Annotated in this window: 24 protein-coding genes; 19 read left to right on the top strand and 5 right to left on the bottom strand. The window is 70.0% G+C overall.

Going from position 1 to position 22811, the window contains the following annotated elements:
• Window positions 1-115: 115 nt before the first annotated feature.
• The 9 genes from LE548_RS37745 (at window position 116) to LE548_RS37705 (ending at window position 7858) form a co-directional block, all read left to right on the top strand.
• Window positions 116-760, top strand: coding sequence for an HAD family phosphatase (locus LE548_RS37745; protein ID WP_225101561.1), 645 nt, complete (start codon window positions 116-118; stop codon window positions 758-760).
• A gap of 92 nt (window positions 761-852) precedes the next feature.
• Window positions 853-1554, top strand: coding sequence for a VC0807 family protein (locus LE548_RS37740; RefSeq protein WP_225101560.1), 702 nt, complete (start codon window positions 853-855; stop codon window positions 1552-1554).
• A gap of 87 nt (window positions 1555-1641) precedes the next feature.
• On the top strand, window positions 1642-2853 hold the full coding sequence (locus LE548_RS37735; RefSeq protein ID WP_225101559.1) for an MFS transporter: 1212 nt from the start codon (window positions 1642-1644) through the stop codon (window positions 2851-2853).
• Window positions 2804-3976 (top strand): acetoin utilization protein AcuC, encoded by a 1173-nt coding sequence (locus LE548_RS37730; protein ID WP_225101558.1) that lies wholly within the window; start codon window positions 2804-2806, stop codon window positions 3974-3976. Before LE548_RS37735 ends, LE548_RS37730 begins: the two co-directional genes overlap by 50 nt.
• A 90-nt stretch (window positions 3977-4066) precedes the next feature.
• Window positions 4067-4882, top strand: a complete 816-nt coding sequence (locus LE548_RS37725; RefSeq protein ID WP_225101557.1) for a phosphatase — start codon at window positions 4067-4069, stop codon at window positions 4880-4882.
• Between the two features lie 129 nt (window positions 4883-5011).
• Complete coding sequence (locus tag LE548_RS37720) at window positions 5012-5224, top strand: helix-turn-helix domain-containing protein (protein WP_158727370.1); 213 nt, start codon at window positions 5012-5014, stop codon at window positions 5222-5224.
• A 133-nt stretch (window positions 5225-5357) separates the two neighbouring features.
• Window positions 5358-5456, top strand: a complete 99-nt coding sequence (locus LE548_RS37715; RefSeq protein ID WP_003948845.1) for a 30S ribosomal protein bS22 — start codon at window positions 5358-5360, stop codon at window positions 5454-5456.
• Between the two features lie 216 nt (window positions 5457-5672).
• Complete coding sequence (locus LE548_RS37710; protein ID WP_225101556.1) at window positions 5673-6734, top strand: NAD-dependent epimerase/dehydratase family protein; 1062 nt, start codon at window positions 5673-5675, stop codon at window positions 6732-6734.
• A 14-nt stretch (window positions 6735-6748) separates the two neighbouring features.
• A complete protein-coding gene (locus LE548_RS37705; RefSeq protein WP_225101555.1) occupies window positions 6749-7858 on the top strand; it encodes a lysophospholipid acyltransferase family protein in 1110 nt (369 codons plus the stop codon).
• Between the two features lie 101 nt (window positions 7859-7959).
• Here the strand turns inward: LE548_RS37705 and LE548_RS37700 are convergent, their stop codons facing one another.
• The 3 genes from LE548_RS37700 to LE548_RS37690 all read right to left on the bottom strand — a co-directional run bounded on the left by LE548_RS37700 (window position 7960) and on the right by LE548_RS37690 (window position 11457).
• Window positions 7960-9195, bottom strand: coding sequence for a DUF5667 domain-containing protein (locus LE548_RS37700; protein WP_225101554.1), 1236 nt, complete (start codon window positions 9193-9195; stop codon window positions 7960-7962).
• Window positions 9196-9432: 237 nt separating this feature from the next.
• The gene (locus tag LE548_RS37695; RefSeq protein WP_225101553.1) at window positions 9433-10212 is read right to left on the bottom strand and encodes an ECF subfamily RNA polymerase sigma factor, BldN family; all 780 of its coding nucleotides are present in this window, start codon (window positions 10210-10212) and stop codon (window positions 9433-9435) included.
• 315 nt (window positions 10213-10527) lie between these two features.
• The gene (locus tag LE548_RS37690; RefSeq protein WP_225101552.1) at window positions 10528-11457 is read right to left on the bottom strand and encodes an HAD family phosphatase; all 930 of its coding nucleotides are present in this window, start codon (window positions 11455-11457) and stop codon (window positions 10528-10530) included.
• A 94-nt stretch (window positions 11458-11551) separates the two neighbouring features.
• Here LE548_RS37690 and LE548_RS37685 point away from each other — a divergent pair, with 94 nt between their 5' ends.
• From LE548_RS37685 to LE548_RS37660, 6 genes are all read left to right on the top strand, one after another.
• Window positions 11552-11833, top strand: a complete 282-nt coding sequence (locus LE548_RS37685) for a glutaredoxin family protein (RefSeq protein ID WP_225101551.1) — start codon at window positions 11552-11554, stop codon at window positions 11831-11833.
• Window positions 11834-12113: 280 nt separating this feature from the next.
• Entirely contained in the window at window positions 12114-12908 is a 795-nt protein-coding gene (locus tag LE548_RS37680; RefSeq protein ID WP_225101550.1) for a redox-sensing transcriptional repressor Rex, read from the top strand.
• Window positions 12905-14578: a glutamyl-tRNA reductase gene (locus LE548_RS37675; RefSeq protein ID WP_225101549.1), complete on the top strand. Its 1674-nt coding sequence runs from the start codon at window positions 12905-12907 to the stop codon at window positions 14576-14578. Before LE548_RS37680 ends, LE548_RS37675 begins: the two co-directional genes overlap by 4 nt.
• A complete protein-coding gene (gene hemC, locus LE548_RS37670; RefSeq protein ID WP_225101548.1) occupies window positions 14575-15534 on the top strand; it encodes a hydroxymethylbilane synthase in 960 nt (319 codons plus the stop codon). Before LE548_RS37675 ends, hemC begins: the two co-directional genes overlap by 4 nt.
• Complete coding sequence (locus LE548_RS37665; RefSeq protein WP_225101547.1) at window positions 15531-17237, top strand: uroporphyrinogen-III synthase; 1707 nt, start codon at window positions 15531-15533, stop codon at window positions 17235-17237. Before hemC ends, LE548_RS37665 begins: the two co-directional genes overlap by 4 nt.
• A 109-nt stretch (window positions 17238-17346) precedes the next feature.
• On the top strand, window positions 17347-17781 hold the full coding sequence (locus tag LE548_RS37660) for a type I restriction enzyme endonuclease domain-containing protein (RefSeq protein ID WP_225101564.1): 435 nt from the start codon (window positions 17347-17349) through the stop codon (window positions 17779-17781).
• 60 nt (window positions 17782-17841) lie between these two features.
• Here the strand turns inward: LE548_RS37660 and LE548_RS37655 are convergent, their stop codons facing one another.
• On the bottom strand, window positions 17842-18021 hold the full coding sequence (locus tag LE548_RS37655) for a DUF397 domain-containing protein (RefSeq protein WP_225101546.1): 180 nt from the start codon (window positions 18019-18021) through the stop codon (window positions 17842-17844).
• The gene (locus LE548_RS37650) at window positions 18018-18851 is read right to left on the bottom strand and encodes a helix-turn-helix transcriptional regulator (RefSeq protein ID WP_225101545.1); all 834 of its coding nucleotides are present in this window, start codon (window positions 18849-18851) and stop codon (window positions 18018-18020) included. Before LE548_RS37650 ends, LE548_RS37655 begins: the two co-directional genes overlap by 4 nt.
• 151 nt (window positions 18852-19002) lie before the next feature.
• On the opposite strand from LE548_RS37650, the gene LE548_RS37645 reads away from it, so the two are divergent.
• The 4 genes from LE548_RS37645 to LE548_RS37630 form a co-directional block, all read left to right on the top strand.
• On the top strand, window positions 19003-19449 hold the full coding sequence (locus tag LE548_RS37645) for an ATP-binding protein (RefSeq protein ID WP_225101563.1): 447 nt from the start codon (window positions 19003-19005) through the stop codon (window positions 19447-19449).
• A gap of 304 nt (window positions 19450-19753) precedes the next feature.
• Entirely contained in the window at window positions 19754-20695 is a 942-nt protein-coding gene (locus LE548_RS37640) for a helix-turn-helix domain-containing protein (protein ID WP_225101544.1), read from the top strand.
• The gene (gene dprA, locus LE548_RS37635; protein ID WP_225101543.1) at window positions 20692-21648 is read left to right on the top strand and encodes a DNA-processing protein DprA; all 957 of its coding nucleotides are present in this window, start codon (window positions 20692-20694) and stop codon (window positions 21646-21648) included. Before LE548_RS37640 ends, dprA begins: the two co-directional genes overlap by 4 nt.
• A gap of 468 nt (window positions 21649-22116) precedes the next feature.
• On the top strand, window positions 22117-22811 hold a 695-nt coding region (locus LE548_RS37630), incomplete at its 3' end, for a hypothetical protein (protein ID WP_225101542.1).

The following is a 22811-nucleotide window of genomic DNA, read 5'->3' as shown; positions in this document are numbered from 1 at the left end:
CAGCGCCGATGGTACTGCAGGGGGGACCCTGTGGGAGAGTAGGACGCCGCCGAACAATTCTTGGGAAAGGCCCACGCCTGATGGCGTGGGCCTTTCTGCATTTATGCTCAACACCATGCGCTACGACCTGGTCATCTTCGACAACGACGGGGTACTCGTCGACAGCGAGCCCATATCCAATCGGCATCTCGCCGCTTATCTGACCGAGTTGGGGCACCCGACCTCGTACGAGGACTCCATCCGTGACTACATGGGGTCGGCGATGCACCGGATTCACGAGCTGGTGCTGGAGCGGACGGGGCAGCGGTTGCCGGACGACTTCGACGACGTCTTCCACGCGCGCGTGTTCGCCGCGTTCGAGCGGGAGCTGGAGCCGGTGGCCGGCGTCACCGGCGTACTGGAGAAGCTGGCCGGGGACGGGGTGCCGTACTGTGTGGCTTCCTCCGGGAGTCATGCGCGGATCCGGGTGGGGCATCGGACGACCGGGCTCGACCGGTGGTTCGAGGAGGAGCGGATCTTCAGCTCGGAGGACGTGGGGCGGGGAAAGCCGTGGCCCGATCTCTTCCTCTACGCGGCCGACCAGATGGGGGTGGCCCCCGAGCGCTGTGTGGTCGTGGAGGACTCGCCGCTGGGTGTGAGGGCCGCCATGGCGGCCGGGATGGACGTCTGCGGGTTCACCGCGATGACGCCCGCCGGGAAGCTGGCCGGTGCCAGTCAACTCTTCGGTGACATGGGAGAGTTGCTTGACCTGCTGGTATGACCCGAGCCATCGCTCGGAGCCTGACAATTGTCATGCGGACCTCCGGACGATCGTTTCTACTGGCGGACCCCGGCGGCGGCGAAGCTAGGGGCATGACGAAGAACACGGGGATCCAGAACTTCCGGCCGCTGCTCCTGGACGTGGCTGTGCCGCTCGGGTCGTACTACCTCTTCAAGGACGCCTTCGGGATGAGCACCTTCGCCTCCCTCGCCTGGAGCAGTGTGGTGCCGGCGGTGCGGACCGTGGGAAGCCTGGTGCGGGGGCGGAAGACCAACGCGCTGGCCGGTCTCATCCTGGTCGTCAACGTCGTCTCGCTGCTGCTGAGCTTCGTCTCCGGCGACCCCCGGCTGATGCTCGCCAAGGACAGCGGGGTCAGCAGCGTCATCGCCTTCGGGATCCTGGCATCGGTCTGGCTCGGCAAGCCGATGATGACCGCGGGGATGAAGCCCTTCCTGGTGAAGGGCGACGCGGCCAAGGAGGCGGCCTGGCAGCGGCTCGTATCCGGGGCGTCGGCGCGGTCGGCGGCCTTCCGGAGCAAGGAGCGGGCGTTCTCGGTGGTCTGGGGGCTGGTGCTGCTCGCCGAGTGTTCCGCCCGGGTCGTGGGGGCGTACACCATTCCCGTGGACACGATGGTGTGGCTCGGCTCCGTCTTCCTGGTCGGCGCGATGGTGATCGGGTTCATGGTCAGTGGCGGGCTGGCCGCCGGGCCGATGGAGCGGATGCTCGCCGCCGAGGTGGCGGACGGGGCGGCCCAGCAGGCGGCCGGACGGCCCGCGGTGGCTGTCGCCGCCTGAGACGCCCTGGCCTCTCGGTGAAGCTGAAGGAAATTCATCTTTGGCTGGATCTACCCACAGGTAGCCCGGGGCCCTACGCTCGCCGCCATGACTGATGTGCTGCGGCGCGGTAGGGCCTCGCTGGCGTTCAGCTTCTTCGCGCAGGGTGCCACGTTCGCGCTGCTGGTGACGCGGATCCCGGCCATCCAGGACAGGTACGGCGTCTCCGACGCGCTGCTGCCGGTCTTCCTGGCCGCCGTACCGGTCCTGGCCGGGGTCGGCAGCGTGACCACCGAGCAGCTGGTGAAGCGCATACGGCCCAGTCGGCTGCTGCGCTGGTCCCAGCCGGTGGTGTTGCTGGCGCTGCTCGGTGCCGGGGCCGGCGGGCAGATCGCGGAACTGGCCGTGGCGCTGGGGGCGTTCGGGCTGGCCGTGGGGGCGCTGGACGCCTCCATGAACATGCTCGGGGTGAGCCTCCAGCGGTCGTACGGGCGCAGCATCATGCTCAGCTTCCATGCCGCGTACAGCCTGGGCGGGATCCTGGGGGCCTCGCTGGCCTGGGTCGGGGCGCACTGGCATCTCGCGCTCTGGGTGTCGTACCTGCCCGTGGTGGCCGTACTGCTGCCGGCGGCGTTCGTCGGGAGCCGGTGGTACGTCGACGGGGAGCCCGCGCCGGCGGAGGAGGCGCAGGGTGCCGGTGGGGGCGTGGTCTTCAAGCTGCTGTTGCCGCTGTGTCTGGTGATGACCTTCGCCTACATCGGGGACTCGACCGTCTCCAACTGGAGTGCGAAGTATCTGAAGGACGTGCTGGGGAGCAGCGAGCAGCTGGCGACCGTGCCGTACAACGTGTACATGGTGACCACGCTGGTGGGGCGGACCGTCGGGGACTTCGGGGTGCGGCGGTTCGGGGCTGTGGCGGTCGTACGGCTGGGGGCGCTGGTGGCGGCCGGCGGGTTCGCGGTGGTGGCGTCGGCGCCCGGGGCATGGGTCGGGATGCTCGGGTTCACGCTGCTGGGGCTGGGGTTGTGCGTGCTGGTGCCGCAGACGTTCGCGGCGGCGGGCAGGCTGTTTCCCGGGGCTTCGGATGCGGCCGTCGCGCGGCTGAACATCTTCAATTACGTGGGTTTTCTGGTCGGTTCGCCGTTGGTGGGGGCCTTGGGCGATGCGTGGAGCTATCGCGGGGCGATGCTGGTGCCGATGGTGTTGGTGCTGGTGACGTTGGTGTACGCCAGGTCGTTCGCCGCTCAACAGGACCGATACGGTGGCGGGCATGAGCGGCCGCGCACAGCTGATGTGGGACGAGGCAGTAACGGGCTATGACTTCGGCCCGGACCATCCGATGGATCCGGTCCGGCTGGCACTGACCCGGAAACTGGTGGGTGCCTTCGGGCTCGACCGGGAGGTGGAGGTCGTCGCGGCGAAGCCGGCCGGGGAGTCGACGCTGCGACTGGTCCATCGTGAGGACTACATCGACGCCGTGAAGGCCGCGTCGGCCGATCCGGCGGGGGCCGACGGGTCGTACGGGCTGGGTACGGTCGACGATCCCGCGTTCGCCGGGATGCACGAGGTGTCCGCGCTGATCGCGGGGCAGTCGGTGGGGGCGGCGGAGGCGGTGTGGCGGGGGGACGCGGATCATGCCGTGAACTTCGCGGGCGGGCTGCATCATGCGATGCCGGGGGGCGCGTCGGGGTTCTGTATCTACAACGACGCCTCGCTGGCCATCGCCCGGCTGCTGGAGCTGGGGGCCGAGCGGGTCGCGTATGTGGATGTGGACGTGCATCACGGGGACGGGGTGCAGGCCGCGTTCTGGGAGGATCCGCGGGTTCTGACGATCTCGCTGCATGAGCATCCTCGTACGTTGTTCCCGCAGACCGGGTGGCCGGAGGAGGTCGGCGCCGGGGCCGGGGAGGGGTCCGCCGTGAATGTGGCGCTGCCGGCGGGGACCGGGGACGCGGGGTGGCTGCGGGCGTTTCACGCGGTGGTGCCGGAGCTGCTCGCCGAGTTCCGGCCGCAGGTGGTCGTGTCGCAGCACGGCGCCGACACGCACTTCGAGGATCCCCTGGCCCATCTGGCCGTTTCGCTGGACGCGCAGCGGGCGGTGCAGGTGGCGTGCCATGAGCTGGCGCACGAGTACGCCGACGGGAAGTGGGTCGCACTGGGCGGGGGAGGGTACGCGGTGGTGGAGGTCGTGCCGCGGTCGTGGACGCATCTGGTGGGGATCGCCGCGGGGAAGCCGGTGGCGCCGGAGGCGGTGATTCCCGAGGGGTGGCGCCAGGAGGTGTTCGCCCGGACCCGGCAGCTGGGGCCGCAGCGGATGACCGATGGGCGGTGGCCGGTGAGCTGGGCGTCGTGGGAGGCGGGTTACGACCCCGCCGATCGATTGGACCAGGCCGTGCTGGCGACTCGGCGGGCGGCGTTTCCGTTGCGAGGGCTGCTGCCCTGACCCGACCCCGGCTCACCCCCATTACGCCAACCGGGCCCATTTCCCCCGTTCCTCGATTGCCGGTGACCCCGATGCGCGAGCATCGCTGGCGTGGTGGACGCCGGTGTTCTGCGTGCGCATCTGCTGGCTGTCCGGCTGGCCGGGGAGGTGGCCACCTCCCGGGAGGACAGTCTGCGGAGTTATCGGCTGTTCGCTGCGCGGGATCCCCGGGTGTTGATCGGGATCGATCCCCAACGGCCCTGGAAACAGCCGGAATTACTTGCGTTGATGGCGGAGAGGTGCGGGGTCTCGGCTGATCCTCGGCACACGTCCGGTCCGGATGTGATCGATCCGGAGCTGACCGTCGCCGCGCTGGATGCCTTCGCCGGACGGGTCCGGGACGTCGCGCGGCGGGGGGCGCCCGTGTTGTTCGGGACCGGGCATCCGGGACGCCTGCTCGGGTTCTACGCCGGCTTGGCGGACGCGCTCTCGGCGGTGGGATGTGAGGTGCTCACCCCGGCGCAGGGTCGCTGTGTCGACATATTGACCCGGTTCGGTCTACGTACCCATCGCCTCGACTACGTACGAGGGGTTGCCTTGGTGCGAGAACCGGGAGCCGAGCGCCCCGGTTGTGAGCCGGGTGTCCACAGTCATTCCCCGCTGCCGGTTCGGGTCGCGCTGGAGGCCGCGGCGGAGGCGGGAGGACCCCTGCCCGAGTTGGTCATCGGGGATCATGGTTGGGTCTGCGGTGCAGGTCAGCTGGGGTTCGAGGCCATCGGGCTCGGCGATGTCGACGATCCCGCGCTGTTCGTGGGGGAGGCCGAGGGGGCCGTGTCCGTCGTCGTTCCGGTTGATGACGGTGTGCGGTCCGCGTACTACCGCCCGCTTACCCGCTACGTACTCAAACGAGCGTGTCTGTCACAGTAGGCCTGCGATGGGTGCACCTCTTCCCCACTCGCATCACCCGCCCCTACATTGGGGAGTGAGCACGCAGCGACGAAGAGTCACCGGAAGGGGAAGCCGGTGGCCGTCGAGTGCGGAAGGTTCAGGTGTGTCATGGGTGCAGCTGGCGAGAGGCCTCTGAACGAGGTTCAGTTCCTTACCGTGGCGGAGGTCGCCTCGGTGATGCGAGTGTCGAAGATGACCGTGTACCGGCTGGTGCACAGCGGTCATCTGCCCGCGATCCGGGTGGGGCGGTCCTTCCGCGTCCCCGAGCAAGCGGTACACGAGTACCTTCGCGACAGCTATGTGGGGGTGGAAACGGCCTGACAACGCTTCCGGGAAGACCCGGAGGACCCTCGATTACGACCTCGGCGCTCGGTTGGGTAGGCTAGCCCCTCGTAGGTCGTGTGGGCCCATGGCGCCCAAACAACCGAGTGATGAGAAGTGAGCGAGGGTAGTCGTGGGCTCTGTTATCAAGAAGCGGCGCAAGCGGATGGCCAAGAAGAAGCACCGCAAGCTGCTCAAGCGCACGCGCGTTCAGCGTCGCAACAAGAAGTAAGCGACGGCGCGCGAGAAGCGTGTGTCTCTGTGGCCTCCCATCGACACTGGTGGGGGGCCACAGGCATATCCGGAGGTCGCACGGATCCGAGGGTCCGGGGACCCGGCATATTCCGTTCAGTGAATTTCCGTCACTTCGTGCATCGGGGGGTCATCACAGCGCAACACCGACCCGCTAAGTTGGCCGCACACGGCAGACGGAAGGAAGGCGCTGATCTTGGGGAAGGTCGTGCTCGTCACCGGAGTGGCCCGGCAGCTCGGCGGCCGGTTCGTACGGCGGATCCAGCGGGATCCGCAGGTCGACCGGGTGATCGCCGTGGACGCGGTGCCGCCGGCGCATCATCTGGGCGGAGCCGACTTCATCCAGGCCGACATCCGGCTGCCGACGATAGCCCGGGTACTGGCCGAGACGGGCGCGGACACGGTCGTCCACATGGATGTGACGGGCACGGCGCTGGGCGGCGGCAACCGGGCCACGGTCAAGGAGACCAACGTCATCGGCACCATGCAGCTGCTCGGTGCCTGCCAGAAGTCGCCGGCCGTCAAGCGGCTGGTGGTCAAATCCAGTACGAACGTCTACGGCTCCGCGTCGCGCGATCCGGCCGTGTTCACCGAGACGACGTCGGCGAAGTCGCTGCCGAGCGGCGGGTTCGCGAAGGACACCGTCGAGGTCGAGGGGTATGTGCGTGGGTTCGCCCGACGGCGCCCGGACGTCGCGGTGTGCGTGCTGCGGTTCGCCAACATCCTCGGGCCGACCGCCGACACCCCGCTCGCCTCGTACTTCGCGCTGCCCGTTCTGCCGACCGTGTTCGGCTACGACCCGCGGCTGCAGTTCGTGCACGAGGACGACGTCGTCGAGGTGCTCAGGATCGCCTCGCACGAGCCGCGCCGGGGCACGCTCAACAGCGGCACGTTCAACATCGCCGGGGACGGTGTGCTGCTGCTCTCGCAGTGCTCGCGGCGGCTCGGGCGGCCCACCGTGCCGCTCCTGCTGCCCGCGGTCACCTGGGCCGGTTCCCTGGTGCGTACGCTCGGTATGACGGACTTCTCACCGGAGCAGATCCGGCTGCTCACGCACGGGCGGGTGGTGGACACCGGCCAGATGCGCGAGACGCTCGGCTTCACCCCCCGGTACACGACGGCGGAGACATTCGCGGACTTCGTACGCGGCCAGGGCCCGGGCCTGCTGCCGCCGGAGGCCCTCGCGGGGGCCGTCGACCGCATCGCCGCGCTGGCCGCGAAAGGCGGCGGTCACCTCCCCACGCACGGCGCCAACTGAGGAGCGCAGCAACGATGGCGGATGCCAAGGTCATTCCGTTCGACGACGACCACCGGTCCCGCGGGGGTGCCGCGGCACGCCCGGCGCGGCGCCGGAGCGGGGGCGGCCGGCGCGGTGCGCTGGGCGAGTCCGGTGAGCTGGGTGAGGTCCAGCCGCTGCCGGGGCGGGGCCGGGCGCGGGAAGATGGGTCGGTGAGGCGTGCGGAGGGGCCCGAGGGGCCTGAGGGACCGGAGGAGGCGGAGGAGCCGCTGGACCGGCGCTCGGCTGCCGCTGGTGGGCGGGACGGCGGTCTGGAGCGGCGTGTGGCGGCCGGGCTGGCCTTTCTGCGGCGCCGGCTGACCGGGGACTACGACGTCGACGACTTCGGTTTCGACGAGGAGCTGACCGACCAGGTCCTGATGTCGCTGCTGCGCCCGGTGTACGAGAAGTACTTCCGGGTCGACGTGAAGGGCATCGAGAACATCCCGGCCGAGGGCGGGGCGCTGATCGTCGCCAACCACTCCGGGACGCTGCCGCTGGACGGCCTGATGATGCAGGTCGCCGTCCACGACCACCATCCGGCCGACCGCCATCTACGGCTGCTGGCGGCCGACCTGGTCTTCGTGCTGCCGGTGGTGAACGAACTGGCGCGCAAGCTCGGGCACACGCTGGCGTGCGCGGAGGACGCCGAACGGCTGTTGGCGCAGGGCGAACTGGTCGGGGTGATGCCGGAGGGGTTCAAGGGGATCGGGAAACCCTTCGGCGAGCGGTACAAGCTTCAGCGGTTCGGCCGAGGTGGTTTCGTCTCCACGGCGCTGCGGCAGGGGGCGCCGATCATTCCGTGCTCGATCGTCGGGGCGGAGGAGATCTACCCGATGATCGGCAACGCGAAGACGCTGGCGCGGCTGCTGGGCTTCCCGTACTTCCCGCTGACGCCGACGTTTCCCTGGCTGGGTCCGCTGGGCGCGATCCCGCTGCCGACGAAGTGGACGATCCAGTTCGGCGAGCCGATCCCCACGGACGGCTATCCGCCGGAGGCCGCGGAGGACCCGATGCTGATGTTCAACCTGACCGACCAGGTGAGGGAGCAGATCCAGCACACGCTGTACAAACTTTTGGTGCAGCGCCGCTCGGTGTTCTTCTGAGCCCGCTCGCCCCACGCCGGGGTGGGGGAGCTGCGGTTGGTACAGCGATGGGGGCGCTCCGCTCGGGTGGGGCGCCCCCATCGTTGTGCTGTCGTGTCGGACTAGTTCGTCTCCTCGCCCTGGATCCCCAGTCCTGGCAGGAGCCCTGGGAGGAGCGGGGGCAGGGTGACGTCCGGGGCCGGGGCCGAGGGCTTGCCGGTGGGTTGGGTGGTGTTGCCGCCTGTACCTGTCTTCGGCGGGTCGAGCAGGCCGCCGGTGTTGCCGCCGAGGAGGCCGTCGCCGGTGGTGCTGGTGGCCGAGCCGGTCGGGTCGTCCGGGCGGGCGTGTCTGCCGGTGGACGGGGTCGAGCCGGAGGAGCTGGGAGCGGCGGAGCCGCGGTGGGTGCCCGAGGCGCCTGTCGATGTCGAGCCGGTGCCCTGGTCCGTGCCGGTGCCGGTGCCCGTGGGGGGCTTCGGGAGGCGGGACTCCAGGGGGGCGACCTCCTGGTCTATGGCGTCGAAGACCGACGAGACCTGTTGTTTGACGTCCCCGAGCTGCACCGGGAGCCTGTCGCTGAGCGCGCTCCAGGCCTCGCGGTGGGACCGGGAGAAGGTCGACAGGGCCTGGATGGGGCCCAGGGAGTCCGGGTCGGCCTCATAGGCCTCGTGCAGCAGGCGGTGGCCTTCGGTGACATCGCTCTGCATGCCGGAGAGCGTGCGCCGGATCTCGCCGATGGACTCGTGGTCGAGATGTCCGCCGCGGCCGCGCTCCAGCAGTCGGCGGGCCTCGCTGAGCCGGGTCGAGGCCTGGTCGAGGTAGGTCTGGCCGCGTGCGTTGTCGCCGTCGGTCAGGTAGTTGAGCTTGAAGTCCTCGATGCCGCGTTTGAGGCCGTAGAGGGAGTCACCGGGCAGGGCGTCCGAACTGGCGGCGGCGACTCCGCCGAAGGCTCCCGCGGCCACGCCCACGCTGAGCCCGCCCGCTGCGAGCCCCTTGGTCAGCCGGGAACGCGGGCGGAGCTTGCCCAGTGCACTCGCCCGGTGCGCGCCCCGGGAACGGGCCGCGCGCTGCTCGGGCACCGACGCATCCGCCGCTCCGGTTCCCTCCTGGAGCATGGCCTCCATCGCGGCCACCAGCTGGGCGCGCTGGACGACCTTGACCTCGGGGTCGAGCTGCGGCTTGGGCAGCGCGCCGAGGCCGGCCGCGAGGGCCAGCAGCTCGCCCTGCTCGGACTGTTCCTCGGTGGCCGGTGGTGATTCCGCCGGTGCTGACCGCTCGGCCGCCGTGTCCCGGTCGGACTGCTCGTCCAGGGCCTGGGCGAAGGCGTTCGCCCGCCGGTGCGCCGATACGTTCGCGATCACTGGCGGCACCTCCTCTCGTCATGACGGTCGACTCCCCAGGGGGTCCTGAGGGTTGCACGTCCGTGACCGATCCACACGATCGAGTGATCAGGGTCGGCCAGGACGTGACCACAGGGAGCCTGTATCCCGCACAACGACTGGCGCGGCACTTGGGTTACGGATGCCGGATGATCGGGTCAGAAAGGCAACGGGCGTTCACGGAACGTGAGTTGAACGTCGCCCGGAGTCGCGGCGGGCTCAGCGTGCGTCGTCCGGCAGGAGCCGGGCGAGCGTGCGGACGGCGCGGTACTGGAGGGTCTTGATGGCGCCCTCGTTCTTGCCCATGACGCGGGCGGTCTCGGCGACCGAGAGGCCCTGGAGGAAGCGGAGGGTCACGCACTCCTGCTGCTGGGGGTTGAGCCGGCGTACGGCGTCGAGCAGCGCGGCGTTCGACAGCGACTCCAGGACGGAGTCCTCCGGGGAGCGCTCGACCTCGTTGGCGTCGAGCATCTCGCCGGTGGTGACCTCCAGGCGGAAGCGGCTGGATTTGAAGTGGTCGGCGACGAGGTTCCGGGCGATCGTCACCAGCCAGGCGCCGAAGTCGCGGCCCTGCCAGGTGAAGGTGCCGATCCGGCGGAGGGCCCGCAGAAAGGTCTCGCTCGTGAGGTCCTCGGCCGTGGCCCGGCCGCCGACGCGGTAGTAGATGTACCGGTACACCGTGTCGCTGTACTGGTCGTACAGCCGGCCGAAGGCCTCGGCCTCCCCGGCCTGGGCGCGCTCGACCAGGTCCATCATCCGGGCGCTGTCGCTGTCGGCGGCCGGGCGGCGGGCGGTGGCGGCGCCGGTGGCGCGGCCTCGTCTGCCGACGGCGGCGCTGCCGTCGGCCAGTGCGTAGCACGGGCTCGCGGGCGCGGCGGCGGCGAAGGCGGGGACGGCGTACGCGGTGGGGACGAGGCCGCGCAGCGTCTCTTTGACCGTTGCGACTGTTGCGCGCAGCGTAGCCAGGCCCGAGGCGTCAACCCCGACGTGTGGGTACACGGGACTCCCAGAGGCAGAGCTTCCATCACGTGCAGTGCGGGACCGTTCACCCGTCGTAGCGACGGAAGGGGTACCGGTTTGCGTCTGAGGAGAATAACGCTTCGTGCAGGCGCTGCTACACCGAGTTGCTCAAATCATCGATTGAGTCGCTTCTGTTGCTGATTGACGCCCAATCAAGTGCCGTAGCTTGATCGGTTGTTGATCGAAAACAGGCCTGTTTCGGTGAGGTACAGGGCGTGTTGAAATGGCCGCGGCATAATTCAGGCGCGCGCGGCCGGAGGTGTGGACGGAGAGGTGGGGGCGAAAGGGTGTCGCCTAGCGGCGGCGCCGGCTCAGGGCGATCGCCGCCGCGGTGCCACCGGCCACGGCTCCGACGCCCGCCGCCGCGGGGATGCCGACCTTCGCCGCCTTGCGTCCGGTGCGGTAGTCCCGCAGGCGCCAGTCCTTCTCCCGGGCGTGTTTGCGGAGCTTGGCGTCCGGGTTGATGGCGTAGGGGTGGCCGACCAGGGAGAGCATCGGGATGTCGTTGTGGCTGTCGCTGTAGGCCGCGCAGCGGGACAGGTCGAGGCCCTCGGCCGCGGCCAGGGCGCGCACCGCCTCCGCCTTCGCCGGGCCGTGCAGCGGTTCGCCGACCAGCTTGCCGGTGTAGATGCCGCTGACCGACTCCGCGACCGTGCCGAGCGCGCCCGTGAGGCCGAGGCGGCGGGCGATCACCTGGGCGATCTCCACCGGGGCCGCGGTGACCAGCCACACCTTCTGGCCTGCGTCCAGGTGGGCCTGGGCCAGGGCGCGGGTGCCCGGCCAGATGCGGTCGGCCATGTACTCGTCGTAGATCTCCTCGCCGATCGACTCCAGCTCGGCGACCCGGTGGCCCTTGACGATCGACAGCGCGGAGTCGCGGGCGTCCTGCATGTGTTCGGGGTCCTCGACGCCGGCCAGCCGGAACCACGCCTGCTGCCAGGCGAACCTGGCGAGGTCACGGGTCTCGAAGAACTTGCGCTTGTACAGGCCGCGGCCGAAGTGGAACAGCGCGGCGCCCTGCATCACGGTGTTGTCGAGGTCGAAGAACGCCGCTGCCCGGGTGTCGCCGATGACCGGGAACTCCGGTTCCGTCCGTGCGGGCGGCGCGGTCTCCTGCGCCTCCAGCGAGGACTTGCGGGCGGCCTCCGCCGAGGCCTCGCCTGCCAACACGCTCCGCGCCGTGGCGGAGCGCCTACGGGGAGTGAGCCATCCGAGAGCGGCCATGCGGTGAGCATAGCCAGTTTGTTCGGTGCTTCCGGAGTCGAGAGGTTGGAAGGGTGTGAACTCTCCGCTACCGAGCCGTTAAGCAGGCGCGAGAATGGCCCGTATGAGCCCTCTCTTCCGTCGTAACGCCGCGCCGCGCGAGCGGCTGGTCACCCTCGTCCGCAAGCCCGGCTGCCATCTGTGCGACGACGCGCAGACCGTGGTCGAGAAGGTCTGCGGTGATCTGGGTGTCCCCGTCGAGCTGAAGGACATCACCCAGGACCGGGCGCTGCACGATCAGTACTGGGAGCAGATTCCGGTGGTACTGATCGACGGTGAACAGCACACCTTCTGGCGCGTGAACGAGGAGCGGCTGCGCCGGGCACTGACCGACTAGTCCAAACTGGCCGGAAAGTCGCTTAGGATCGACGGCGGTTTGGTCTCGGGGGCGGGATTTGTGAGGAGAGTGTGCGGTTTTGCCCCCAGTGTCGAAGGAACGCGTATGCGTGGGCGGCGGTTCCCGCCGAAGGTCCCGCGGTTGCGTGACCCCGGTCACTTCTGCCGGGCAAATCGGACACCATCTTTGTGCACGCGTTCACAAAGACATAGCCTGCTGTCGACGGGGCGGTCTGGGGACGTATGACCGCCTGCAGCCCCGCTCTACCCGCAGGAGCACCGTGGCAACTGGCCGAACACACCGACCGGCGACCCGTAGCCGAGGGATTCCCGAGGCCACCGTCGCCCGTCTTCCGCTGTACCTCCGAGCCCTGACCGCGCTGTCGGAGCGCTCGGTGCCCACGGTCTCCTCCGAGGAGCTGGCGGCCGCCGCGGGGGTCAACTCCGCCAAGCTGCGCAAGGACTTCTCGTACCTGGGCTCCTACGGAACGCGCGGTGTCGGCTACGACGTGGAGTATCTCGTCTACCAGATCTCCCGCGAACTCGGCCTCACCCAGGACTGGCCGGTCGTGATCGTCGGTATCGGTAACCTCGGCGCCGCCCTGGCCAACTACGGCGGGTTCGCCTCCCGTGGCTTCCGCGTGGCCGCCCTGATCGACGCCGACCCGGCGATGGCCGGCAAGCCCGTCGCCGGCATCCCGGTGCAGCACACGGACGACCTTGAGCGGATCATCAAGGACAACGGGGTCTCCATCGGCGTCATCGCCACCCCCGCCGGCGCCGCCCAGCAGGTCTGCGACCGGCTCGTGACCGCCGGGGTCACCTCCATCCTGAACTTCGCGCCGACCGTGCTGTCCGTCCCGGACGGCGTCGACGTACGCAAGGTCGACCTCTCGATCGAACTCCAGATCCTCGCCTTCCACGAGCAGCGCAAGGCCGGCGAGGAGACCGCCATGGAGACCGCGGTCGGCGACATCGGCTCCCTGCCCGCCGCTGCTGCTGCCCATGGCACGTCCGACGACGATTCCGCCGACCAGGGGCCTGACGGGGACGTACCCGCCGTGATGCCGGCATGAGTCTCCTCGTCGTCGGACTGAGCCACCGCAGCGCCCCGGTGAGCGTGCTGGAGCGGGCCGCGCTGAGCGCAGACGCCCAGATCAAGCTGCTCCAGGACACGGTCGCCGCGGAGCCCGCCACCGAGGCCGCGGTGCTCGCCACCTGCAACCGCATCGAGCTGTACGCCGACGTGGACAAGTTCCACGCCGGTGTCGCCGAGCTGTCCACGCTGCTCGCCCAGCACAGCGGCGTCGGCCTGGAGGAGCTCACCCCCTACCTCTACGTCCACTACGAGGACCGGGCCGTCCACCACCTGTTCTCGGTGGCCTGCGGCCTGGACTCGATGGTCGTCGGCGAGGGGCAGATCCTCGGCCAGATCAAGGACTCCCTGGCCAAGGCGCAGGACCTGCACACCGCCGGCCGGCTTCTCAACGACCTGTTCCAGCAGGCCCTGCGGGTCGGCAAGCGCGCCCACTCCGAGACCGGCATCGACCGCGCCGGCCAGTCCCTGGTCACCTTCGGCCTGGAGCAGCTGGCCGTCGGCGGAGCTGTGCGGGACTGGGCCGCGGGCAAGAAGGCCCTGGTCATCGGTGCCGGATCGATGTCCTCGCTGGCCGCCGCCACGCTCGCGCGGGCCGGGGTCGCCGAGGTCGTCGTCGCCAACCGCACCTTCGAGCGCGCCGACCGTCTCGCGCAGATCCTCACCGACGCCGACGACAACACGGTGACCGCGCGTGCCGTGGAGATGTCCGCCGTGCCGGGCGAACTGACACGTGCCGACGTCGTCGTCTCCTGTACCGGGGCGACGGGCCTGGTGCTGACGGCGGCGGCGGTCGCGCAGGCGGCCGAGGGCCGTACCGGACAGCCGGTCGTCGCCGAGACCGCGTTCGCCGAGGTGCACACCAAGACGGTGCCGGCGTCCGCCGGCGACGAGAACTGCCCGCTGGACCTGGCCGCCGTACAGCCCGGTTTCTCGGTGCTGGGCGAGGCCGCCGTGGCCGGGATGGACGCGGCCACCCTGGAGCAGCACGCGGCCTGGGTCGCGGGGGCGACGGTCGACCGCCGGGAGCGTCGTACGCCCGAGGCGGACGCCGAGCTGATCACCGCGCTCGCCGCGACCGTCGCGACGGCCGGCCGGATCCCCGAGCGGCGCAAGCCCGAGCCGCCGGCCGAGCGGCCGGCGCCCTTCCTCTTCCTCCTCGACCTGGCCATGCCCCGCGACATCGACGCGGCCGTGCACCGGCTGGCCGGGGTGCGGCTGGTGGACATCGAGTCCCTCGCCGAGGCCTCGGCCGACGCCCCGATGGCGGCCGATGTGGACCTGGTCCGGCGTATCGTCTCCGACGAGGTCGCGGCCTTCGGCGCGGCACAGCGGGCGGCACGCATCACGCCGACCGTGGTCGCGCTGCGCACCATGGCCGCCGACGTCGTCGCCGGTGAGATCGCGCGGCTCGACGGGCGCCTGCCCGACCTCGACGAACGGCAGCGCGGCGAGATCCGGCAGGCCGTGCACCGGGTCGTCGACAAGCTGCTGCACGCGCCGACCGTACGGGTCAAGCAGCTCGCGGCCGAGCCCGGCGGCGCCGGGTACGCGGACGCGCTGCGCACCCTGTTCGACCTCGACCCCGAGACGGTGGCCTCCGTCTCCCGGGCCGAGGACAGCACAGACACGAAGGACCGACCGGCATGACTGAGAGAGCACTGAGGCTGGGGACGAGGCGGAGCAAGCTCGCCATGGCCCAGTCCGGGCAGGTGGCGCAGGCCGTCCGCCAGGTGACCGGACGGCCCGTGGAGCTGGTCGAGATCACCACCTACGGCGACACCTCCCGCGAGCACCTCGCGCAGATCGGCGGCACCGGCGTCTTCGTGACGGCGCTGCGGGACGCGCTGATACGTGGCGAGGTCGACTTCGCGGTTCATTCGCTCAAGGACCTCCCGACCGCGCAGCCCACGGACCTGGTGCTGGCCGCCGTACCGGAGCGCGAGGACCCGCGCGATGTGATCGTCGCCCGGGACGCCCTGAAGTTCACCGACCTGCCGCGCGGGGCCCGCATCGGCACCGGTTCACCGCGCCGCATGGCGCAGCTGAACGCGTACGCCCGCGCCCACGGCCTGGACATAGAGACGGTCCCGATCCGCGGCAACGTGGACACCCGCATCCGGTACGTCCACGACGGCGAACTGGACGCGGTCGTGCTGGCCGCCGCCGGACTCAACCGGATCGGCCGGATCGACGAGGTGACCGACTTCCTGTCGGTCGACACGGTTCTGCCCGCCCCCGGCCAGGGGGCCCTGGCGATCGAGTGTGCCGCGGGCAACGCGGACCTGATCGCCGCGCTCGGCGCGCTCGACGACCCGTTCACCCGGGTCGCCGTCACCGCCGAACGGTCACTGCTCGCCGCCCTGGAGGCCGGCTGCTCCGCCCCTGTGGGCGCGCTGGCCGACCTTCTGGCCGACGGGCAGACTGTCAACGAAATGCGCCTGCGCGGCGTCGTCGGCACGACCGACGGCACCCGCATGGTGCAGTTGTCCACCACCGGTCCCGTGCCCCAGACGGAGACCCAGGCGATCGCACTCGGCCGCGACCTCGCGACCCGGATGCTCGCCCAGGGCGCGGCCGGTCTGATGGGGGAGCGAGCACATTGAGCCCCACCACCCTTCCCGCCGGCCTCGAACACGGGCACGTCACCTTCCTCGGTGCCGGACCCGGGGATCCGGGACTGCTGACTCTGCGCGCCGTGGAGGCACTGTCGCACGCGGACGTCCTGATCGCCGAGCACGAGGTGCTCGACGTCATCCGGACGCACGCACGGCAGGGCGTCTCCGTCGTGCGGACGGACGCTCCCTCCTCGGTGTCGCCACCGGGCACGGGCACGCCGCAGCTCACGGTCGTTGACGGCACGTCAACAACCGCCGCTGCCCCGTCTCCTGCCCGGGATGCCGCTCATCTTGTCATGGAGGCCGCGCGGTCCGGCAGGCGGGTCGTCCGTGCGGTGTCCGGGGACCCGGGACTTGATACGTACGCGGCCGGGGAAATGCTCGCCTGCGCCTCCGCCGGTGTGCCCTTCGAGGTCGTACCGGGTGTGGCGGCCGCCGTCGGCGTGCCCGCGTACGCCGGTGTGCCGCTGCGGGACGCGCAGGGCGCGGACGTCCGGTTCGTGGACGCCCGTACGGCCTCCCACCGCTGCTGGACGGAGGTGGGCGCCTCCGACGGCACGGTGGTCGTGTCGACGACCCTCGATTCGGTGGCCGCGGCGGCGGGCGAGCTGGTCTCCGCGGGCCGCAAGCCGGACACCCCCCTGACGGTCACGATCGCCGGTACGACGACCCGCCAGCGCACCTGGACGGCGACGCTCGGCACGATCGCGCAGACCCTGAAGCAGGCGAAGGTCCTGCCGTCGCCGGACGGCGGCCGGCCGGTGATAGCCGTGGTCGGTGAGCGTTCCGCCGCCGCCCAGCGCGACCAGCTGTCGTGGTTCGAGTCCAAGCCGCTGTTCGGCTGGAAGGTGCTCGTGCCGCGGACGAAGGAGCAGGCGGCGTCGCTCTCCGACCAGCTGCGGTCCTACGGCGCCGTCCCGCACGAGGTCCCGACGATCGCGGTGGAGCCCCCGCGCACGCCCCAGCAGATGGAGCGGGCGGTCAAGGGTCTGGTGACGGGCCGCTACGAGTGGATCGCGTTCACGTCGGTCAACGCGGTGAAGGCGGTCCGGGAGAAGTTCGAGGAGTACGGCCTTGACGCTCGGGCTTTTGCGGGTATCAAGGTGGCTGCGGTCGGTGAGCAGACGGCGAAGGCGCTGGTCGCCTTCGGCGTGAAGCCGGACCTGGTGCCGAGCGGTGAGCAGTCGGCGGCGGGTCTGCTGGAGGACTGGCCGCCGTACGACCCGGTGTTCGACCCCATCGACCGGGTGTTCCTCCCCCGTGCCGACATCGCCACGGAGACGCTGGTCGCCGGCCTCATCGAGCTGGGCTGGGAGGTCGACGACGTCACGGCCTACCGGACCGTGCGCGCCTCGCCGCCGCCGGCGGAGACGCGGGAGGCGATCAAGGGTGGCGGCTTCGACGCGGTGCTCTTCACGTCGTCCTCGACGGTGCGGAACCTGGTGGGTATCGCGGGCAAGCCGCACAACGTGACGGTGATCGCGTGTATCGGCCCGGCGACCGCCAAGACCGCCGAGGAGCACGGCCTGCGGGTCGACGTCATGGCTCCGGAGCCGTCCGTGCACAAGCTGGCGGAGGCGCTGGCGGAGTACGGCATGAAGCGGCGGGCCGCGGCGGTGGAGGCCGGGGATCCGGTGACACGGCCGAGCGAACGACGGCCGGGGTCACGCCGGCGGCGTACGACGACGTAGCGCTGCTCAGCGGTTTACGGAGCACCCCTCTGACGCCCCGCCGTCCCGTACTCGGGAAACGGCGGGGCGTTCGTCTGGGGCTCGCAAACGTGAAAGTTTTCAGTGCCGAATAGCAACCCGTCAGCACACCTTCACCGAGAAGATGCAGCGCGCCATGAACCGTTACACCAACGGCCTGCTCACGGCCGCCGAGTTCATGAAGTTCCTGGTGGAGCTGGCGCGGGAGGTGTCGGCCGACCGGGGCAGGGCGAAGAAGCTCGGCCTGAGCGAGGACGAACTCGCCTTCTACGACGCCCTCGCGGCCGACCCGTCAGTGGTCGAGGAGATGAAGGACAGCCTCCTCGCCAAGATCGCCCACGAGCTGTATGAGCAGATCCGGGCAGACGTCACGGTCGACTGGAAGGTGAAGGAGCAGGCCAGGGACAAGATCATGGCACGTGTTCTGCGCCTGCTGAGGAAGTACGGCTACCCGCCGAGCAAGCGGCAGGACGCCATCGACCGGGTACTCAAGCAGGCGGAGGAGCTGGCGGAGGGCCTGGCCTGATCAACAGGAGTACGCCCTCGCAGCCACGGTGGCGGATGCGAGGGCCCGGTTGCTTGTGTGTCAGCGCCTGGATGCGTACGGCAGGAAGGTCGCCCAGGCGGTGGGGGTGAGGGTGAGACGGGGGCCGGTGGGGTTCTTGGAGTCGCGGACGAGGACGTGGCTCTCGTCGGGGGTGGCCACCTCAACGCAGTCGGGGCCGCTGGACGTGCTGTAGCTGCTCTTTATCCACTCCAGCTTCATGTCTCTCCAAGCACTTTCTCGACGAGGGCCATCGACTCCCGTGGGCTGAGAGCCTGTGCCCGGATGATTCCATACTGGATGTCGAGGAGTTGCACCTCTTTTGGCTCGGCGATCACACGACTGATGTGCACCACCTCGGTGTGGCCGACCGTTGTGCCATCCCGGAGCCGGAGCAACCTGAACGATCCGTCGAGCCCGGAGTTCTCCTCGCGGCTCAAGGGCAGCACTTGGAGGTCGACGTTGGGATACTCGGCGGCCTCCAACAGCCGTTCGAGTTGCCCGCGCATCACCATCTTGCCTCCGATGGGCCGACGGAGCGTCGACTCGCACTGCACAAAACTGAAGACAGGCCGGGCCGTCGTATCGTTGACAATCTCCTGCCGTGCCAGGCGGGCCGCTACCTGCTGCTCCAACTCGTCGGCGGTGAAGGGTGGGCGACGCCCTCTGAGCACGGCCTGTGCGTACTCCCTGGTCTGCAACAACCCATGAATGACCGAGTTGTTGTACGCGAGCAACTCGACCGCCTCCGCCTCCAGCTTCTTCAGATCCCGCACCTTCTTCGGGTACCGGGCCTCCGCCACGTCCTTCTTCATCGCCGCGATCTTGCCGCCCGCACCCAGGACCTCGTCCGCCGCGTCCAGATACTCCGGCCGTGGAATGCGCCGCATCCGCTCCACGGAGGAGACCGACTCCTCCTCGTATCCGATCGCCGCCCCGAACTGGGCCTGGGTGAGGCCGGCTGCCTCGCGCCACAGCTTCAGTTGCCGTACGACGGCCCGCATCGCACCCCCGGCATCGTCGTCGTCCAGTCCCGCGTCCCAGTCGCTCACGTCCGCCGTCCTCCCGCCGCGCCCTTCCCCACCCAACCTGTCACGCTCGTCACCAGTCACCCCGTACGGCCCGGACCGAACCGGACATCGCACGGACAACCACCATCCGCACGGGCTGCCGTTCTTCACAGGCTATGCACGCGTAGCCACGCTGAGTGATGTGAATGAGCAAATCTCCACCCTCCGCACCCCGACGCGCGAGTTCTTCGTCCCTCTCTCCCCGACCCGTCGCGGCGCCCGTCTCGCCCGGCTGCTCGCGGTCGAGCAACTGCGGTCGTGGGAGCTGCCGTTGGAACCGGCCCGGCTGATCGTCGCTGAACTCGCGGCGAATGCTGCGCTCCACGGCCGTGTCCCCGGCAGGAGTTTCCGCCTCACACTCTCCGTCACGTTCCCACGACTCTTGCGCATCGAAGTGACCGACACCCGGGGTGATCACCTGCCTACCCTCGGCACCTCGGCCGACGTACCCACAGAGTCCGGCTACGGACTACTGCTGGTCGAGACGTTGGCGGACCGCTGGGGTGTGCAGCGCGGGCCGGTGCCGTGCAAGACGGTGTGGGCGGAACTGGATCTCGCTGCCACCGATGACCCCTGCTGACCGGCGCCGGGAAATACGTGCCCCGGTGACACGCGGGCCGGGTCTGCGGGCGGTAAAAGACCAAAGAACCCCGGGGGAAAAAACCAACCAACCAACCAACCAAACCTCGCGTACGTCACCCGGTCGGGTGAAACAGGCCGGCGTGGCTGGCGCGCGGGTTGTTTTGGCGTGCAGGCTCGCCCCGAGGCAAGTGCCAGCGGCACGGCTTCACAACTCCACAAGCCCACACATGCATCGGCCCCCGCCGGGACGGCAATCCCAGTGCGAGGGCCTGACCAACGAGGAAGAGACTGAGGTCTTCCCCATGGCTGAGAAGAAGCCTAACGCTGTCCTGCGTCCGAATCAGGGCGTTCGGCGATCGACCACCCACTCCGGTGTCACCCACGTACGCACGTACCAGTCAGGCCACTACACCGTCGTAGGCAACCACCTCGCCCAGCACCGCGAGCTGTCGCTGACCGCGATCGGACTGGCTACCCACATCCTGTCGCTGCCGGAGGGCGCCCCGGTCGACATCCGCAGCCTTGCCGATCGCTTCCCCGAGGGGCGGGACCGGATCGCGTTCGCGCTGCGAGAGCTGGAGGCGCACGGCTATCTGGAGCGGGTGCGCGAGCGCACGGAGTCGGGCCGTCTGTTCACGCGGACGTACGCCCATCACACACCGGCCGGGTCCGCTCCCCGTACCGTCCCCGTTCGTGAGGGCGGCTCCGTGACCAGCGCAGAGGCCCCGGGAACATCTCAGGAGGACGATCAAGCCCCTGTCGCCTCCGTCGCCCCCGTCGAATCGGACGCGCCCGCAAGCAGCGAGAAGGAGCACAGCTCCGAGCCCACCCCTGGGGAACGGCATTCCGACAGGGCCGTCACCCTCCTCGCGAGCCTGCGCCGCACCGACAATCGCCTCACCCTGTCCCAGCGGCAGGTGAACCAGCTCGCTCCCGCCGTCGAGGCATGGTTCGCGGGCGGTGCCACAGCTGCCGTCGTGCACCGCGTCCTGACCGCCGATCTCCCCGTGGACATGCGTCACCCAGCCGGTGTGCTCGCCTGCCGCCTGAGTGAACTGCTGCCGTCGCCCCTCCCCGCGCGCCCGTCGGCCGCGGCCGCGCACACCGAGATCACCCGGCATCGCACCCACCCGTTCCAGACTTGCGACGGCTGCGAACGCGCTTTCCGCGCCCCGCATCCTGGCCGCTGCCGCGACTGCCGAACCGATCCCTTGGCGGCTGGCCGGAGGGCGTGCGTGGCATGAGCGTGTACGTGCCCGTAAGGTCCGCCGAAGGTGCACGGTGCCCGGGGAGGCGTTCCTATACTTTCGGCATGGACCAGGAACGGGAGCGAGCGGCCCTCGTCGCGCTGCTGCGGCGCGGCGAGCGTCCCTGGTCCGAGCTCACCGACCAGGTGGAGGCGGTCGGTAGCGCCCGAGAAGTGCTGGAATGCTCGCTCGATCCCTCGGGACAGGGAGCACTCTTCGACGCCGGACCCTCGGTCGACCTGGACAGCGTCACGGCCGAGATCGCTGCCTGGGAGCGCGAGGGCATGCGGCTGGTCACGATCCTTGATCATGACTATCCGCTGTATCTGAGGCTGGTCCATCAGCGGCCACCCTTCCTCTTTCTGCGGGGGAAGCCTGCCGAGGATGATCTTCGAGTCGCTGTCGTGGGCACCCGCACTCCCACCAAGGAGGGCGTCGCGCACGCCCGCGCCATCGCGGGTGGTCTCGCAGAGCGCGGTGTCACGGTCGTGAGCGGGCTGGCCGCGGGCATCGACACCGCGGCGCACGGCAGCGCTCTGGCCGTCGGCGGCCGTACCGTCGCCGTGATCGGAACCGGACTTCGGCGGGTCTACCCGGCACAGAACGCACGGCTCCAGCAGGAGATCGCCGAGCGAGGGCTGCTGATTTCGCAGTTCTGGCCCGATTCGCCTCCCGCGAAGGCGTCCTTCCCCATGCGGAACGCGGTGATGAGCGGCTACAGCCTGGCAACCGTGGTGATCGAGGCCGCCTATCGCAGTGGCGCCCGCATGCAGGCCAGGCTTGCTCTGGAACACGGCCGCCGGGTGTTCCTCATGCGCTCTCTGATGACTCATGAATGGGCCAGGGAGTACGCGGCCAGGCCCAATACGACGGTCATCGACGGTCCAGAGGATGTCTTCAGCCGCCTTGACTCGCTCGTCCCCACCACGGACGAGCTGACCTGGGCCTAGCCGGCGGACCGGCGTTCAACCGTCGTCGGGCTGTCCGCCCGCTACGCCAACTTCCTGGTCCACCCGCTGCTGCCGGGTTCGGGCGTATGTCAGGTCTGCCGTGGTCCCGCCAAGGCCGGGTATCCCGCCTGCTGGCTCTGCAACGAGGCCGCCAGGCTTCTTGGGACGGGAGAGGCTGATGCCGTCGTTCCTGTCAGCCTGGCCCTCAAGGGCGAGCAGTACGCCAACGAACGGACCACGGGCAACCATGCGCAGTCCGCGGCCGCCGCGCTGAAGGCGGGCGGTGCCGGCAGCGTGGCGATCGTGGTTCTCGGTCGCCACCTCAACATCGACTACGGCAACACGGCCGACCACGTCGAGCAGGCACGATTACGTCGCTTTTCCTGGGACGCCTGCCCGCTGCGTCCCTGGCACCACTCCTGACCGGAGGATGGCAGCGCACCCCGTGTGTCTGCGATGCTGCCCGGTATGGCTGAGGGGGAGCGGGGGCGGCGTGCGGGGGCGGCCTGGATACGGCGTCGTGGCGTCGCGGTGGTGTTGACGTGTCTCGGCGTGGGAGCCGCTGTCCTGCATGTCCTGGCGCCCGGACTCAGGATCGACGGCGTCACGGTGATGCTGCTCGCGGTGGCGGTCGTGCCGTGGCTCGGAGACCTGTTCCGCAGTATCGAGGTGCCGGGCATCGGCAGGATCGAGTTCCGGGACATCGAGCGCAGGATCGACGCCGTCCAGCGGACGGCGAACGCGGCGCTCGTCGGTGACGGCCCTGAGGGCGGGACCGTGGACGACACCGCCGCCTGGGACGCGGTCCGGGAACTGGCCGCCGAATACGTGAACGTACGCCTGCAGCAGCGCAGCGGTCCGGCGCGGAACCACCGGATGGACCAGATCTTCGCCCGCCTGGTGCGCGTGACCCAGCGGGTGCGTGACTTCGACGCCGGTACGCTGCTCGGCTCCCAGGACGCCGGACTGCGCCTGGCGGCCTACGCGCGCCTGTACGCGCTGCCGGAGCCGGAGGTGCTCGGCGCGCTGGTGGACGCGGCCACCGGCGAACCGCTGCCCTTCAACCAGTACTGGGCGCTCCAGGCGGTCGGCAGATGCGTGGACGACCTGGAGGCGGAGCAGGTTCCGCTCAGCGTGGTCCGCCGCCTGGAGCGATTCCGTTT

This window comes from Streptomyces sp. CoH27, from assembly GCF_020181035.1.
Taxonomy (GTDB): Bacteria; Actinomycetota; Actinomycetes; order Streptomycetales; family Streptomycetaceae; genus Streptomyces; species Streptomyces camelliae.
Note: the sequence above shows the minus strand (reverse complement) of the source record. Positions and strands in the feature narration are given on the sequence as shown.